General features: G+C 69.3%; 14 protein-coding genes. 7 read left to right on the top strand and 7 right to left on the bottom strand.

The features are described from left to right. Positions 1 to 36: 36 nt before the first annotated feature. Complete coding sequence (locus ACKY0W_RS03570) at positions 37 to 1,566, bottom strand: carotenoid oxygenase family protein (protein ID WP_409436425.1); 1,530 nt, start codon at positions 1,564 to 1,566, stop codon at positions 37 to 39. Positions 1,567 to 1,634: 68 nt separating this feature from the next. Here ACKY0W_RS03570 and ACKY0W_RS03565 point away from each other — a divergent pair, with 68 nt between their 5' ends. Then, the gene (locus tag ACKY0W_RS03565) at positions 1,635 to 2,345 is read left to right on the top strand and encodes a TetR/AcrR family transcriptional regulator (RefSeq protein WP_409436424.1); all 711 of its coding nucleotides are present in this window, start codon (positions 1,635 to 1,637) and stop codon (positions 2,343 to 2,345) included. A 51-nt stretch (positions 2,346 to 2,396) separates the two neighbouring features. Here ACKY0W_RS03565 and rplL read toward each other — a convergent pair whose 3' ends face one another. The 3 genes from rplL to ACKY0W_RS03550 form a co-directional block, all read right to left on the bottom strand. Beyond that, complete coding sequence (gene rplL / locus ACKY0W_RS03560) at positions 2,397 to 2,783, bottom strand: 50S ribosomal protein L7/L12 (RefSeq protein WP_308485633.1); 387 nt, start codon at positions 2,781 to 2,783, stop codon at positions 2,397 to 2,399. A gap of 54 nt (positions 2,784 to 2,837) precedes the next feature. Then, a complete protein-coding gene (rplJ, locus tag ACKY0W_RS03555) occupies positions 2,838 to 3,464 on the bottom strand; it encodes a 50S ribosomal protein L10 (RefSeq protein WP_406781242.1) in 627 nt (208 codons plus the stop codon). A gap of 260 nt (positions 3,465 to 3,724) precedes the next feature. Further along, the gene (locus ACKY0W_RS03550) at positions 3,725 to 4,165 is read right to left on the bottom strand and encodes an anthrone oxygenase family protein (protein ID WP_409436423.1); all 441 of its coding nucleotides are present in this window, start codon (positions 4,163 to 4,165) and stop codon (positions 3,725 to 3,727) included. Between the two features lie 71 nt (positions 4,166 to 4,236). On the opposite strand from ACKY0W_RS03550, the gene ACKY0W_RS03545 reads away from it, so the two are divergent. From ACKY0W_RS03545 to ACKY0W_RS03535, 3 genes are read left to right on the top strand one after another with little or no spacing between them, the layout of a single operon-like run. Beyond that, positions 4,237 to 4,560, top strand: coding sequence for a winged helix-turn-helix transcriptional regulator (locus ACKY0W_RS03545; RefSeq protein WP_409436422.1), 324 nt, complete (start codon positions 4,237 to 4,239; stop codon positions 4,558 to 4,560). A gap of 45 nt (positions 4,561 to 4,605) precedes the next feature. Beyond that, a complete protein-coding gene (locus ACKY0W_RS03540; RefSeq protein WP_409436421.1) occupies positions 4,606 to 5,694 on the top strand; it encodes a dihydrodipicolinate reductase in 1,089 nt (362 codons plus the stop codon). Continuing rightward, on the top strand, positions 5,691 to 6,188 hold the full coding sequence (locus ACKY0W_RS03535; RefSeq protein ID WP_409436420.1) for a carboxymuconolactone decarboxylase family protein: 498 nt from the start codon (positions 5,691 to 5,693) through the stop codon (positions 6,186 to 6,188). Before ACKY0W_RS03540 ends, ACKY0W_RS03535 begins: the two co-directional genes overlap by 4 nt. A 6-nt stretch (positions 6,189 to 6,194) precedes the next feature. On the opposite strand, the gene ACKY0W_RS03530 is transcribed toward ACKY0W_RS03535, so the two are convergent. From ACKY0W_RS03530 to ACKY0W_RS03520, 3 genes are read right to left on the bottom strand one after another with little or no spacing between them, the layout of a single operon-like run. Beyond that, positions 6,195 to 7,109: an ROK family protein gene (locus tag ACKY0W_RS03530; RefSeq protein ID WP_409436419.1), complete on the bottom strand. Its 915-nt coding sequence runs from the start codon at positions 7,107 to 7,109 to the stop codon at positions 6,195 to 6,197. Further along, positions 7,109 to 11,272 (bottom strand): NEW3 domain-containing protein, encoded by a 4,164-nt coding sequence (locus tag ACKY0W_RS03525; RefSeq protein ID WP_409436418.1) that lies wholly within the window; start codon positions 11,270 to 11,272, stop codon positions 7,109 to 7,111. The genes ACKY0W_RS03530 and ACKY0W_RS03525 overlap by 1 nt, the downstream gene beginning before the upstream one ends. 9 nt (positions 11,273 to 11,281) lie before the next feature. Continuing rightward, the gene (locus ACKY0W_RS03520; RefSeq protein ID WP_409436417.1) at positions 11,282 to 12,241 is read right to left on the bottom strand and encodes a helix-turn-helix transcriptional regulator; all 960 of its coding nucleotides are present in this window, start codon (positions 12,239 to 12,241) and stop codon (positions 11,282 to 11,284) included. 62 nt (positions 12,242 to 12,303) lie between these two features. Between ACKY0W_RS03520 and ACKY0W_RS03515 the strand changes: the two genes are divergently transcribed. Genes ACKY0W_RS03515 through ACKY0W_RS03505 form a run of 3 tightly spaced genes read left to right on the top strand, consistent with a single transcriptional unit; the run spans position 12,304 to position 14,843 of the window. After that, positions 12,304 to 12,828 carry a DinB family protein gene (locus tag ACKY0W_RS03515; protein ID WP_409436416.1) on the top strand — a complete coding sequence of 175 codons (525 nt, stop codon included), beginning with the start codon at positions 12,304 to 12,306 and terminating at the stop codon, positions 12,826 to 12,828. A 3-nt stretch (positions 12,829 to 12,831) separates the two neighbouring features. Continuing rightward, positions 12,832 to 13,434, top strand: a complete 603-nt coding sequence (locus tag ACKY0W_RS03510) for a DinB family protein (protein WP_409436415.1) — start codon at positions 12,832 to 12,834, stop codon at positions 13,432 to 13,434. Positions 13,435 to 13,484: 50 nt separating this feature from the next. After that, positions 13,485 to 14,843 (top strand): ABC1 kinase family protein, encoded by a 1,359-nt coding sequence (locus ACKY0W_RS03505; protein WP_409436414.1) that lies wholly within the window; start codon positions 13,485 to 13,487, stop codon positions 14,841 to 14,843. Position 14,844 lies beyond the last annotated feature (1 nt).

Genomic DNA, 14,844 nt, shown 5'->3' with positions numbered 1-14,844 from the left:
GTAGCGCACAGGTGCGACCCTTATCGGCGGTCCGCCTCAGTCGGTGGGTGTCCAATTGCCATGGAAGCCCATCGGAACCCGTTGCGGCAGGTGCACGGTGGCCACCGGCTCACAGGTCGCGGCGTCGAGGATGACTAATTGTCCCTCGTTCCGGCCGCGGTGGTGGCCCATTCCCATCAGAATGCCGTCGTCCTCGTCGCGACCGCCAGGCCTTGGCACGAACGACATCTCGCCGAGCACGAGTTGCGGGTCGATCGGCGCGGTGATACTCGAGCCGGTCAGGTAGTCGTGCTTGTACAGCGTGGTCGACATCTCCGCCTGGACGTCGCCGATGAACCCGCCGTTGATCCCGACGGCGTAACCGAAGCGGTGCTTGGACCCCAGCAGCGCGTCGTTGATCCGGGGGAATTCCTGCGGTCGGTCATCGCGAGACTCGGTGCGCACCGCGCCGGTGTCGAGGTTGATGGTCCAGCGGTCCAACGTTGGCGGGGCGTCGCCAGGGCCGCGCCGGTCGACATCGAAGACCTTCGCGTAGCGCACCACGTCGAGCACCAGCAGTTCGTGCCCGGCAGGCGAGACCTCGGTGTAGGCGTTGAGCGGGTGGAAGACATAACAGGGCTCGACCTCGAACCACCGCACCTGCGCTTCCCCCGCCCGGACCCACCCCTGGGCTTCTCCGTCACGCGGCATCACGCCGATGCGCGCCGGATAGTCGGCATTCCACGAGTACGGCAGCCCGCCCGGCGGGCGGCTGTCGCGATTGACCATCGCGGTGATCGGGCTGGGCACCCGAACCCGGCCGACCAGGCTGCTCAACACCATCCGTGCGGGCGCCTTGAGCCAGCGGGGCATGCTCACCGGCAACACCTGCGCCGAGTCGAAGGTGACCGGTAGGTCATAGACCACGACGTACTTCTCGGTCAGGGAGAAGTCGTGCATCATCGGCGAGCCGGTGACCTCGATGTCGACGGTGCGCCGGGCGCGCCCGGCGGTGTCGATGACCGAGTACTGCACGGTGTTGCCCCGAGCGAACGAGTAGGAGACGGCGTGCAACTCACCGCTGACCGGGTCGCGGTGCGGGTGCGCCGTGTAACCCCCGGCCAGGGTGCCGTCGAAGTCGCAGGTGCCCACCGTGTCCAGCTCCTCGGTGAGCTCATAGTTGGCGACGCCGCCTTCCACCAGCGCGAGCGTCTTGCCGGCATGGCCGAGCACATTGGTGTTGGGGCCGACGGACTGCATGCCGGCCCGCACGTCGATCCGGTCCGGCAGCGGTTCTCCCAGCGCGGCACAGACCGCCGGCGTGCGCACCCAGCGGTTGCGGTACCAGCGGGCCCGGCCGTCGCTCAGCGCCACGCCGTGCACCATCGGGTCGCCGGTGAACCAGTGGTAGCTGGCCGGATCGACCTCGGCGACCGGATTGGGCCCGTTGCGCAGGTAGCGGCCGTCGAGATAGTCCGGGATCTGCCCGGTGACGCGGAGGTCGGTGGCAGTGAGCTCGGTCTGCACCGGCCCCATCACGCCTTCCAGATACGGGTTCGCGAGGGGAACTTCCTGGCTGGTGGTCATTCCGCTCCTATAACATTGTTATTTCAACGTTATGAGCACCGTACGCTGGCTGTGAAACGATGGCAACCGTGACTTCGCAGCCCGCGCGGACCGTACGCGACGACCTGCTTGCCGCGGCCCTCGCCCTGCTCGACCAGCACGGTCCCGACGCATTGCAGACCCGCAAAGTGGCCGGCACAGCTGGGACTTCGACGATGGCGGTCTACACCCACTTCGGTGGAATGCCGCAGCTGATCGCGGCGATCGCCGAGGAGGGCCTGCGCCAGTTCGATGCGGCCCTGACGATCCCCGCCACCGATGATCCCGTCGCCGACCTCTTGGCCACCGGAATCGTCTACCGCAATTTCGCGATCGAACGGCCGCACCTGTATCGGCTGATGTTCGGCAGCACCAGCGCGCACGGCATCAATGCGCCGGCCCACAACATGCTCACCCTCGGTACCGCCCAGATCGACGTCGAGGTGCCCAGCTTCGCGCACCTGGTCCGAGGCGTACACCGATCGATGCAAGCGGGGCGGCTCACCGTGGCCCCGAGCGACACGGCCGACACGACTGACGCCGCCGTAGTGGCGGCCGCCGCGCAATTCTGGACCGTGATGCACGGTTTCATGATGCTGGAGCTGGCCGGATTCTTCGGCGACGTGAACGACGGGCTGGCTGCCGCGATACAGGTGTTGAGCCCGATGACGCTCAGCCTCCTGGTTGCCCTCGGCGACACCCCCGAGCGGGCGGCACAGTCGCTGGCCGCGGCGGGCGCCGCGCTCAATACCGCTGAATAGCAGAAGCCCCCGGAACCTCGCGGGTTCCGGGGGCTTGCGCCGTAGTACGAACTACTTGACGGTGACGGTGGCGCCAGCCGCCTCGAGCTTGGCCTTGGCGTCCTCGGCAGCTTCCTTGGCGACCTTCTCCAGCAGCGGCTTGGGAGCGCTGTCGACCAGGTCCTTGGCTTCCTTCAGACCCAGGCCGGACACGACCTCGCGGACAACCTTGATGACGCCGATCTTCTTCTCGCCAGCCGACTCCAGGATGACGTCGAACTCGCTCTGCTCCTCGCCAGCCTCAGCGGCGGGGGCAGCGCCCGCGACGGCGGCCACGGCGACCGGAGCCGCAGCGGTGACGTCGAAGGTCTCCTCGAACTGCTTCACGAACTCCGAGAGCTCCAGCAGGGTCATCTCTTTGAAGACGTCGAGCAGCTCTTCGGTGGAAATTTTGGCCATGATTTCGGTCCTTTCTGATTCCGGTTAGGGAAGTTGGGTTGGGGTTGTGCCTAGTTACTCGGCGGCTTCGGCCGGAGCCTCGGCGGTCTCCGCCGGAGCTTCGGTCTCGGCCGGGGCCTCGGCCTCCGCGGGAGCCTCGGCCGGGGCCGCGGCAGCAGGTGCTGCCTCGGCAGGCTTCTTCTCCTGCAGCGCGGCCGCCAGGCGAGCCATCTGCGATGCCGGCGCGGCGAACAGTCCGGCAGCCTTGGACAGGTTGGCCTTCATGGCACCGGCCATCTTGGCCAGCAGCACCTCGCGCGACTCCAGGTCGGCGATGCGCTCCACCTCGGCGACGGTCAACGCGCGACCGTCCATGTAGCCGCCCTTGATGACCAGCGCCTTGTGGTCCTTGGCGAACTTCTTGATGGCCTTGGCGGCATCTACCGGCTCGCCCTGGACGAACGCGATGGCCGTCGGGCCCGTGAAGAGCTCGTCGAGCCCTTCGACTCCGGCCTCGGCCGCAGCCAGTTTGACCAGGGTGTTCTTCGCCACCGCGTAGGTTGCCGCACCGCCGAGCGAACGCCGCAGCTCCGCCAGGTTCGCAACCGTCAGACCGCGGTACTCGGTGATCACGGTGGCGGCCGAGCCGTTGAACTGCTCGACGATCTCCGCGACGGCGGCGGTCTTGTCAGCCCGCGCCATGCATACCTCCTCGGTGTCGCTGTTGTTGTCTCAAAAGTTTGTTCCACCCGGGAAATAACGAACGCCCCGACGCAGGATGCGGTCGGGGCGTCACAATGTGTGCCGGCGATGCCGGTGCCTCGTCCTCCTGCGTGGGCCGCCGGGATGTTCCCGGACCTTCAACCGATTGCTCGGTGACCGACGGTCTGTGGTGGATCGCCACACACCATAGCGTGACGAGGGCCGAACGGCCAAAACGGCGTCCGCCGACCCAGCCGGACCTAGGCCTGCACGACACCGATCGCCAGCAGCGCGAAGATCACCGCCAGCATCGCCACGCGCAACCAGTGCAGCCGATCCCAGCGCGCGGCAAGCACTCGGGACACCTCGTCGGGGGCACGCCAGGCCGCGATCTTGTTGTTGATCGGCACCAGCACCACCACCGACAGCAGCACGACGGCCACCATCAGGATCGCGCCGGCACCGATGAGCCAACGCTGCGAGCCCGCGACGGCGGCGACCCCCAGCAGCAGCGCGAACGAGGCCAGGTACCAGAACGGCATCACCTTTCCCAGCAGCCCGGCTCCGTCACCGCGGGCGACCCAATAGGCGTCGTCGGGCAGGCGCTCGAGGATTGGGCGAAAGAACGCCGCCACCGCGAACTCCGCACCCACCAGGGTTCCGACCACTACCAGCGCGAGAATCTCCACAATCTGCTTCACAACAACCGACTGTGATCGCTATGCTGACAAAAAACAAGGTACTGACAAATTCGTCAGCATAAGGAGCGCTGGTGGCGGCATCGAAAACACTGATCAGCGACTGCCCGATCGACGCCGCACTGTCGGTGATCAATGGTCGTTGGAAGGGCACCATCCTGTGGCGGCTGGCCGACGGGCCGATGCGCACCGCCGAGCTGCGCCGCAGCATCCCGGGCATCACCGAACGAATGCTCATCCGTCATCTGCACGAGCTCGTCGCCGACGGCATCATCGACCGCCATGACGCCGGCACCGTGCCGCCGTGTGTGCACTATTCGGTCTCCGAGTACGGGATGACGCTGGCCCCGGTGCTGGCTCAGCTCTGCGAGTGGGGACGTATCCACCTTTCGCGTTGACTCAGGGCTCCGAGTGGCCAACCAATCGCTTGCTAGGCTCCTGTGATGAGCGACACCATTCCCACCCTCGTCTGGGGCACCGGGAACGTCGGACGGCTGGCCATCCGCGCCGTCGACGCCCACCCGGCACTCGAACTCGCGCACGTCATCGTCCACGACCCGGCCAAGGTCGGCCGCGATGCGGGCGACCTGGGCGGGCTCGGCCGCACGCTCGGCGTCGCCGCCACCGATGACGTCGAAGCGGCCCTCGCCGCAGGTCCCCGCGCCGTCGTCTATGCCGCCTCCGGCGACATCCGCCCCGACGAGGCTCTGGCCGACGTCTGCCGCGCGATCCGTGCCGGCGCCGCCGTCGTCACACCGTCGCTGTATGCCCTGTACGACCACCGCAGCGCCCCGGCCGAAATACGCGAACCCATCGAGAAGGCCATCGCCGACGGCGGCGGATCGTTGTTCGTCTCCGGCATCGACCCCGGCTGGGGCAACGACATCCTGCCGTTGCTCGTCAGTGGGTTCGCCGCCCGTGTGGACGGGATCCGCTGCCAGGAGATCTTCGACTACACGACCTACGACCAGCCGGATTCCGTCCGCCACCTGGTCGGTATGGGGCACCCGCTCGACTACGACCCGCCGATGCTGATGGCGACCGTCCCGTCAATGGTGTGGGGCGGGCAGGTCCGGCTGATCGCCCGCGCGCTGGGCGTCGAACTGGACGAGGTACGCGAGCACGTCGAACGTCGCGCCCTGGACACCACCGTGACGACCGCCTCCATGGGTGACTTCGAGGCGGGCACCCAGGGCGCCGTGCGGTTCGAGGTCCAGGGCATCGTCGACGGCGAGCCCCGCATCGTGATCGAACACGTCACCCGCATTGACCCGTCCTGCGCGCCCGACTGGCCGCAGCCACCGGCCGGCGAAGACGGCGCCCACCGCGTCATCATCGAAGGCAGCCCCCGGATAGAGGTGACCGTCGAGGCCACCGAGAACGGCAACCGCTCCGAGGGCGGCAATGCCACCGCGGTCGGCCGCATCGTCGGCGCCCTCGACTGGCTCGTCGCCGCCGGCCCCGGCCTGTACGACGCACTCGACGTCCCGCTGCGCTGGATCCCCGGCCGAACCTTTGGAGGCACGAAATGAACATCGACATCCCCGAGGGCCAGGACGCCATCGAGTACGTCTGGGGCAGCCTGGTCCCCGGGATCGGCCCGGCGGCGGCGAACTTCTCCCTGGCTGTCTACGCCCACTCGACGCTGGGCCTACGTGAGTTCGAGGCCGCCCGACTGCGCATAGCCCAGTTGAACGGCTGCCTGTTCTGCCAGGACTGGAGAACGGAACGCGACGGCGTCAAGGTGGAAGAAGAGTTCGCCGAAGCAGTGGAACAGTGGCGCACGACAGACCGCCTGGACGACAGGGCACGCCTGGCCGCGGAGTACGCGGAACGCTACGTCCTCGACCATCACGGCTTGGACGACGAGTTCTGGACCCGCTTCACGGGCCACTACGACCAGCGTGAGGCAGTGGAACTGACGATGTCCCTGGGCTCCTGGCTGGCCTTCGGCCGATTGAACAGGGTCTTCGGCCTGGACGCGATCTGCTCCCTGCCCAGCCACGCGATGACGCAGACCCCCTAAGCGGAGTCAAGGCAGGGTGGCCAGCACGGCCGCCCCAACCAGCCCGGCGTCGCCGCCGAGTTCGGCAGGCACCACCTGCAGGCCTACCAGGAAGTCCAAGCCGGCACGCTGCGCCAGCGCGGCCCGCAGCGGGTCGAACAACAAGGCACCGGAACGGGCGACTCCCCCGCCGATCACCACCAGATCCAGGTCGCACACCGCGGCCACCGAGGTGATCATCACCGCCAGCGCGTCGGTGCCGCGCCGAAAAGCCCGCAGCGCCACCGGGTCACCGGCGTCGGCGGCCGCGGCGAGCGTCTTGGCGTCTGCCACGGGAGCTTCCGGCGCCCAACCGTTGGCCAGCGCCCAGCGCACCATCGACGGCCCGGAGGCGATGGTCTCCACGCAGCCGCGGCCACCGCAGCGACACCGTTCCCCGTTGGGATCGACGACGACGTGCCCGACGTGGCCCGCGTTGCCGGTTCGGCCATGCACCGGTGCGCCGTCGAGCACCAGACCACCGCCCACCCCGGTCGAGACCACCATGCCCAGCATGGAGCGGGTGCCGCGCCCGGCGCCGTGCCGATGTTCACCCAGCGCCATGCAGACGCCGTCGCCGCCCAACCGGACCGCTACTCCGGGCACCGCGGCAGCCACCCGGTCCCGCAGCGCGAACCCGCGCCAGCCCACGATGTTGACCGGGCTGACCGTTCCGGCGTTGACATCGATGGGTCCGGCCGAGCCGATGCCGACGGCGTCCACCCGCCCACCGGCCCGTTCCAGGGCGTTCTCGATCAGCTCGGCAACCACCGCCCACACCACCTCGGTGCCCTGGTCCGCACGGGTGGGCAGGGTGGCGGTGTAGATCAGGGACCCGTCGGGATCGACCAGGCCGACCGCGATCTTGGTGCCGCCGACGTCCAGCGCCAGGACCGGGGCCATCAGTCGACACCCACCGTGGCGGGCGCCCGCACCGCCAGCCGCACCGCGGTCGAATAGGCCAACGCACCCGCCCCACCGACCCGGACCAGCGCCCACCAGGTGCCCGGCCCAGCCCACACGGGCGGGGCGACGTCGAAGCTCAACTCCACCTGCCCACGAGCCGGCACCACCGCACCCACCGCCGGTGGGCCGGCCCATTCCCAGCTACCCCAGGGGCTGATCAGGTGCGCCTCGACCGCCAAGTCGGCATGCGCGTCGGTGCCGACCGTGACCGTCAGCCGAGCAGAGCGTCCGGCAGTGACCTCAATCTCGGGCGGATCGTCCACGTACAGCAGCCGGTCGGGACCCGTATCGCCGACGCGGACCACCGCCACGTCTTCGACCTGCTGGAGCCAGGCCCGCGGCATGTCACCGGACAGGCCGAGTCGAGCGCGCAGCGGATAGAGCCCCGGGGCGGCGTCGTCCGGAATCGTCACCGCTATCGGGACACGCATGTGGTCCCCGGCCGCCAGCCGCACCGGTTGTTCGGTCGGTGTGACCGCCCAGCCCGCCGGGCACTGCCACGTCACCGCACCGGACAGGGCCGCGTCGATGCAGTCACTGGCCACGGTCAGCTCCAGTTTGAGCAGCGCACCCGGATCCGCGTCGAGCCGGTGCGGATGCAGAGCCGGTGTCACCGGCAGACCGCCCAGCGGCGCCGGGCCGCGGTTGTGCAGCCAGTAGCGGGCATAGAGCGGTTGGGCTGCCTCGGATTCGGGCGCCAAGGGACGGCCGGTGCCCAGGATTTCACTATCGAGGCGAGCGGTGAGGGTGGCGATCTCGTAGCCGTGCAGCCGGTCCGGGGCCGGATGTTCGCGGGGCCGTTCCAGCAGGTCGGCACGGCCCAGCACGGTCATCGGACCCAGGTCGCTACGCAGCGTGACAGCGGCGTCGGCGCCGCGGGTCTCGACCAACCGCAGCGTGACGGTGTTCGGGTCGACGGGCTGCGCACTGCCGCGCGCCATCGGGTTGCCCGCCGCTTTGAGCGCCCCCAGGCCGACCCCCTCGGCCGGGTCAAGACGCAGCAGCGAACCGCTCGCGGGCAACGGCCCGCCGGCCCCGGCTACCGGCACGGCCAGCAAGGGATCGCCGAATTCGGCGCTGCGCTCAGGAATCGCCGCCTGGCGCCAATCGCCGTCGCCGGTCACCAGTGCGTAGTCGAACGTATGCGTCCAATGCTGCAGTTGATACGCGCTGCCGTCGGGCGCCGTACGGCGCGGGTCGTCTTCCCAGGCCGCCGACGGCCAGCTGGTGCATGAACGCAGCAGCGCGGTGTGCAACGTGCCCGCGGAGTCCACGGCGAAACTGGGCACGCCGCGGTTGATCACGGCGACGGTGCGCGCCTCGAAGGGCTCCATCTCCGCGCGGGCGTCCTGGTCCACCGCGATCTCGGCGTCGGCCAGGTCGTCGGCCACCCGGGCGATCTCGGCCACCAAACTGTCGTCGTCGCGGCCGGCGATCACCAGCACCGGCAGGTCGCGGGGGCCGGTGAGGTCCGCCCCGGGAATCCAGACCTCGGTGAGGGGTTTGGCCGCCGGCACCCACACCCGGGCCCGGCCGTGCCGCTCGAGCTGGCGGTGCAACTCGTCGGTGTAGGCCGGATCGGCGGCGGCCAGCACCGCGCGGGTGAAGGCGTTACGGTCCGGCCCACCCAGCGCGATGCGGGTGTCGGGCAGGTTGGAGTCGACGTCGAGGTTGCCGTAGCGGGGCCCGTCGGCCGCCGAACAGGTGGCGGTGACACCGGCGCGCACCAGCGCGACCATCAACTCCCGCGCCGGTGGGCCCGCGGTGACTATTTCGGCCACCGCGACCGCCCGGCTGCCGTCGCCGACATTGATCCGGGCCGTCGCGGACAGACCGAACCAACGGTTGGCGGGGGTATCGAGGGTCCGCGGGTGCTGCGCGGTGTCCACCGAGCGACCGCTGGGCTCATGCAGCAGGCCGAAACCGCGGCCGATGACGGCGTCGGCCACCTCGGCGACCGGCATGGCACCGGGCACCGGGCAGGGCCATCGCAGTCGCAACAGATGATCGGCGCCGGTGAACTCCTCGATGGTGGTGGAGCAATCCACCCGGTCCACGCCGTGCCACAGGGTCAGGGTCTGGGTGTAGGCCAGCACGCTGCGGATCCGCCCGGACACCACCAGCCGCTCCCCCAGCGGCCCACGGTAGGCCTGGACGGTGACGTCGCGGGCGACCGCGGAGGTGAACAGGTTGCCGCTGGGCACCAGGTGCCACGGTCCTTCCCCGGACTGCGGGTGCCGGGGGTATTCGTCGTAGACGGCGAGTTGGTTGCCCAAGCCGCCGGCGATGATCATTTCGCGCCCCTGGTACAGCCACGAGGTGACGCCGCCGCCGCGGTCCGGGTCCGCGACCAGCTGGTGGTACTCGTTGCTGATCCGTGCGCCGGCCACCGGTTGCCAGCCGTGGGCGTCGCCGGTGGGCGTGAGCCGGTAGGCCTGCCAGCCCAGCGACGGCACGTGCGCCAGCCAGCTGACGGTGCTGCCGCCATGCTCGACGTGGGTCGGACATTCGGTGCCGTCAGGGCCAACCACGCGTACCCCGGCCGACAACGGTGTTTCCAGGTGCACCGTGACGATGTCGGTGCGGTCGGCGGCCACCGGGTTCCACACCACGACACCGTCCCCGCCACCGGAATCGACCAAGCCCGACAGCACCGCCAGTGCGTTATCGCGAGCATCGGTGCCCAGCTGCCAGGCGTCGCGCCAGCCGGTCAGCAGGTCCAGGTAGACCTGGTCGGCCTCCGACCCGGTGATGGCGTCATGGTGGGCGCCGTAGGACAGTTGCGCCCAGGCCTTGGCCAGTGCCGCCTCCGGGTAGTCCGCCCCGGTCAGCGCCGCGGCGAACACCGCAAAGCGCTCCGCGCCCAGGACCGCCTGCTCGGCGGCCCGGTTGGCCTGCTTGGTGTCGATATAGGAGACGTGGCAGCCGGTGTAGATCGGGTTCATGTCCCGGGTCTGCGGGGATGGGTCCGCGCCGCGTTGCTCCAGTTCGGCGCGCACCGCGGCGAAGAACTCGCCCGGCACGGCGCAGACGAACTTCGGCCAGGTGTAGCGGGCGTTCCAGGCCCGGTGGATCTCGGTGATCCAGCGGTTCGGCGGGGTGAAGTCGGTGCCCACCGGCAGCAGCACGTTGCGGGTGGCGGCGACCTTCTTCATCTCGGTGAACAACCGGTAGACGTCGTCCTCGGCGGCGGCCAAGGTCCCACACGAATCCATCCACCACCCGGCCGCATAGTGCGCCGGCATGTAATGGGTCAGCAGGCCGCGCCCGGACGGCGCGATCCATTCGAACTCGGATGCGAACTGCATCCGGCGCGAATCGCCCCGATCGGCCATCGGACCCCACTGGTGAAACGGCCCGCGCGCCCAGGCGCTGGAGGACAGGCCGGCGTCGGCGACCAGCCCGGGGAACTGCGGATCGTGGCCGAACACGTCCAGCTGCCAGGCCGTCGCCGGCGCGGCGCCCATGATGTCGCGCTGAAAACCCATCCCGGCCACCAGGTTGCGGATCGTGGTCTCGGCGTCGGTGAGGTTCGTCGACGGCTCGTTGTAGGTGCCGCCCATCACCTCGACCCGGCCCTGCTCCATCAGCCGGCGCAGCTCGGCGCGATCCTGCGGGTGGGTGTCCCAATACGGCTTGAGGTAATCGACCTCGGCCAAGACGAACTTGTACTCGGGGTTGTCCCGCGCCCAGTCCAGGTGACCGCGCACCAGGTCGAAGCCGTTGGTCTGCCGGCACGCACCGAGCGGGCTCTCGGTCCACACGCTGGTGTAGTTGGCCTGGGTGTTCCACCACACCGGGTCGTAGTGGAAGTGGCCGACCATGAACATCGTCCAACCGGGCTCCGCCACGGTGAACGTGAAACGGCCGCCATTGACCTGGGCGGACCGCTGTTGTCCCGGCACCGGATCGTCGACGGTCACCGGCACCTCGACGACACCGTTTCCGGGCTCAGCGACGGCTTCCCCGACCAGGCCGTCGCCGACGATACGAACCGGTGTCGCCACGTCGGCGTCGCGGTAGTCCACCCGGACCAGTTGCGCGGGCGCGTTGGCCGGCCCGACGAACTTCTCGGTCGATTCGACCTCGAGGATCCGCATGCCACAAACCTACGGATGCCCGGCCGCCGCGCGGAGCCTTTCGGCCACCGTGCGCGCCGCTGCCACCACCTCCGGCGGCTCCAGGATTTCGAACGCCGCGCCCACCATCGCGAAGTACAACACCATCCGCTCCGGATCGTCGGCCCCCGCGGTGACGATGCACGCATGGTCACCGTCGGGCTCGATCGTCACCGCCGTCGGCGAGAAATGCTGCGCAACGGTGTCCTTGGCGGCGAAGTAGCGCACCTTCGCGACGTGCCGATAGGGCCAGGCGGTGATCGCCTGCTGCACGTAGCCGGCGGCATCCGGCGCTGGGCGCGGTACGAACGTCGTGCCCAGCGCCTGCACCGCGGCCATCCGGTCCAGCCGCAGACTGCGCCAGTCGCTGCGATCCCGGTCGTAGGCCAGCAGATACCAGCGGCGGCCGGTGGTCACCAGCTGATAAGGCTCGAGTCGGCGCTGGGTTCGTGCCCCAGCGCGGTCGGTGTAGCCGGCGGCGACATGCTCATGGTCGCGGCAGGCCCGGGCCAGCGTCATCAGGACGTCGGGATCCACCGACTCCGCCCCGGCGTCGGGTGTCAACGTCACCGTCGCCTGGCGCACCGCGGCGACCTGAGAGCGCAGCCTCGCCGGCATCACCTGGTGCAACTTGCTCATCGCGCGCAATGCGGCCTCGGCCACCCCGGACACGCTGCCCCCGGCGGCCAACCGCAGGCAGACCGCCACCGCCACCGCCTCGTCGGGGTCGAGCAACAGGGGAGGCAGCGCGGTCCCGGCGCCGAGCTGATAGCCGCCACCGCGGCCCTTGCTGGCCTGCACCGGATAACCCAGCTCCCGCAGGCGCTCGACATCACGACGCACGCTGCGGGTGGTCACCGCCAGCCGCTCGGCCAGCTCCTGCCCGGTCCAGACCCGGCGGGCTTCCAGCAGACCGAGTAGCCGCAGCACCCGGCTCGTCGTCTCCGACACGCCCACCAGTCTGCCGAAGATTTAGGACAGGAACTGTCCTATTTCCGTGGAACGCTCAAAGCATGCCGGACCCGACCACCTACCTGGCCAACCAGCTCGACTGGCACTGGCAACACCTGCTGCGCCCACGGCTGGACGGCCTCACCGACGACGAGTACCTGTGGGAACCTGTGCCGGACTGCTGGACTGTGCGCCCGGGCGGTATCGACTTCGCGTTTCCGGCTCCTGAGCCGGCGCCGTTCACCACCATCGCCTGGCGAATGGCGCATGTCATCGTCGGTGTGTTCGCCATGCGCAACCACCACCACTTCGGCGGGCCGCCGGCCGATTACCAGAGCTGGCCATACGCACGCGACGCCGCCACGGCGCTGCGCCAACTCGACGACGCGTATGCGGGCTGGATCGCCGGGGTGCGGGGCCTCGACGAGCCTGCCTTGGGCCGCCCTATCGGAGCGGCGGAGGGGCCGTGGGCCAACCACACCATGGCGGAGCTGGTCTTGCACATCAACCGTGAAGCCATCCATCACGGAGCCGAAATCGCATGCCTGCGCGATCTGTACGCGCACCGACCCGATCGAAAGGACTAAACCATGCCCGGACTTGCCCCGCCGGTGACCGATGAACGCCACGCGCTGCGCGAATTCGTCACCTACCACCAGGGCGCCTACTTCGCGGTGGCCTACGGACTGACCGACGAGCAGGCTCGCGCCACCCCGACGGCCAGCGCCCTGTCGATCGGCGCGTTGATCAAACACGCCACCGGGATGCAGCACGCCTGGATGTCCCGCGTCGCCACCGCACCGGCCGCCCCGTCCGCCGACACCCGGCCGCGCGAGGAGAAGGAACGCGAGTATCAGGACCAGTACGTGCTGCGCCAGGACGAAACCCTGGCCGGGGCGCTGGAGGCGTTCGCAACCCAGAACGCCGAAACGCTACGCCTGTTGGAGTGCGCCGACCTCGACGCCGCGGTGCCGGTACCGCGCGACGCACCGTGGTTCCCCACCGACGTCGACGCGTGGACGGTGCGCTGGGTGTTCCATCACCTGATCAACGAGCTCGCCCGCCATGCCGGGCACGCCGACATCATCCGGGAGAGCATCGACGGCGCCACCATGTACGAACTGATCGCCGGGGTCGAGGGTTGGGAGCCGACCGCGTGGCTGACCCCCTGGCGACCGGGTGCCGAGGCCTAGGGCGGTGCGCTGGCGGAGAACTTCCTTCGCCGATTTGGCAGACTGCAGCAATGAGTTCGACCCCACCCCGACAGGTGGCCCAGCTGGATCGGGTGCCGCTGCCGGTTGAGGCGGCCCGCATCGGTGCCACGGGCTGGCAGCTCATCCGCGCCGTCACCCGGGTTTTCGCCCGGTTGCTCCGGCCGGGGCCGGTCCAGCAGAAGGTGATCCGCGAGCTGCCCCAGACGTTCGCCGACCTGGGCCCCACCTACGTCAAGTTCGGCCAGATCATCGCCTCGAGCCCCGGCGCCTTCGGCGAGCCGCTGTCCCGGGAGTTCCGTGGACTGCTCGACGCCGTCCCGCCGGCCGACTCGGACGCGGTGCACAAACTGTTCGTCGAGGAACTGGGCGCCGCACCGCAGGAGCTGTTCGCGAAGTTCGACGAGACCCCGATCGCGTCGGCCTCGATCGCCCAGGTGCACTTCGCCACGCTGCACAGCGGCGAGGAGGTCGTGGTCAAGATCCAGCGGCCCGGCATCCGCCGACGGGTCGCGGCCGACCTGCAGATCCTCAAGCGCTTCGCCCAGGTTGTCGAGCTGGCCAAACTCGGCCGGCGACTGTCGGCCGGCGACGTGGTCGCCGACTTCGCCGACAACCTCGCCGAGGAGCTGGACTTCCGTATCGAGGGCCAGTCGATGCAGACCTGGGTGTCGCACCTGCATGCCTCCCCGCTGGGCCGCAACATCAAGGTGCCCGACGTGCACTGGGACTTCACCAGCGAGCGGGTGCTGACGATGGAGCGGGTGTCGGGCATTCGCATCGATGACGCCCCCGCCATCCGCAAGGCCGGCTTCGACGGCGTGGAGCTGGTCAAGGCGCTGCTGTTCTCCACCTTCGAGGGTGGTCTGCGGCATGGCTTGTTCCACGGCGACCTGCACGCCGGCAACCTGCTGGTGGATGACGAGGGTCGGGTGGTGTTCCTGGACTTCGGGATCATGGGGCGGATCGATCCGCGCACCCGTTGGCTGTTGCGCGAGCTGGTGTACGCACTGCTGGTCAAGAAGGACCACGCCGCGGCAGGCAAGATCGTGGTGCTGATGGGAGCGGTGGGCACCGTCAAGCCCGAGGGCCAGGCCGCCAAGGACCTGGAGGCGTTCGCCACCCCGCTGACCATGAAGTCGCTGGGCGACATGTCCTATGCCGACATCGGCAAGCAGCTCGGGGCGCTGGCCGATGCCTACGACGTCAAGCTGCCCCGCGAGCTGGTCCTGATCGGCAAGCAATTCCTCTATGTGGAGCGCTACATGAAACTGCTGGCTCCGCGCTGGCAGATGATGTCCGACCCGCAGCTGACCGGCTACTTCGCCAACTTCATGGTCGACGTCAGCCGCGAGCACAAAGACACCGACGACAACAACCCGGGAGTATGAC

Origin of the sequence: Mycobacterium sp. SMC-14, assembly GCF_046250075.1 — a bacterium.
Classification (GTDB): domain Bacteria; phylum Actinomycetota; class Actinomycetes; order Mycobacteriales; family Mycobacteriaceae; genus Mycobacterium.
Note: the sequence above shows the minus strand (reverse complement) of the source record. Positions and strands in the feature narration are given on the sequence as shown.

Excerpts from the sequence above, each read along its gene's own strand:
- ACKY0W_RS03535 (WP_409436420.1), top strand. The coding sequence starts at position 5,691 with ATGAACATCGACATCCCCGAGGGCCAGGACGCCATCGAGTACGTCTGG.
- ACKY0W_RS03570 (WP_409436425.1), bottom strand. The coding sequence starts at position 1,566 with ATGACCACCAGCCAGGAAGTTCCCCTCGCGAACCCGTATCTGGAAGGC.
- ACKY0W_RS03515 (WP_409436416.1), top strand. The coding sequence starts at position 12,304 with ATGCCGGACCCGACCACCTACCTGGCCAACCAGCTCGACTGGCACTGG.
- ACKY0W_RS03540 (WP_409436421.1), top strand. The coding sequence starts at position 4,606 with ATGAGCGACACCATTCCCACCCTCGTCTGGGGCACCGGGAACGTCGGA.
- ACKY0W_RS03530 (WP_409436419.1), bottom strand. The coding sequence starts at position 7,109 with ATGGCCCCGGTCCTGGCGCTGGACGTCGGCGGCACCAAGATCGCGGTC.
- rplL (WP_308485633.1), bottom strand. The coding sequence starts at position 2,783 with ATGGCCAAAATTTCCACCGAAGAGCTGCTCGACGTCTTCAAAGAGATG.
- ACKY0W_RS03505 (WP_409436414.1), top strand. The coding sequence starts at position 13,485 with ATGAGTTCGACCCCACCCCGACAGGTGGCCCAGCTGGATCGGGTGCCG.
- ACKY0W_RS03510 (WP_409436415.1), top strand. The coding sequence starts at position 12,832 with ATGCCCGGACTTGCCCCGCCGGTGACCGATGAACGCCACGCGCTGCGC.
- ACKY0W_RS03525 (WP_409436418.1), bottom strand. The coding sequence starts at position 11,272 with ATGCGGATCCTCGAGGTCGAATCGACCGAGAAGTTCGTCGGGCCGGCC.
- rplJ (WP_406781242.1), bottom strand. The coding sequence starts at position 3,464 with ATGGCGCGGGCTGACAAGACCGCCGCCGTCGCGGAGATCGTCGAGCAG.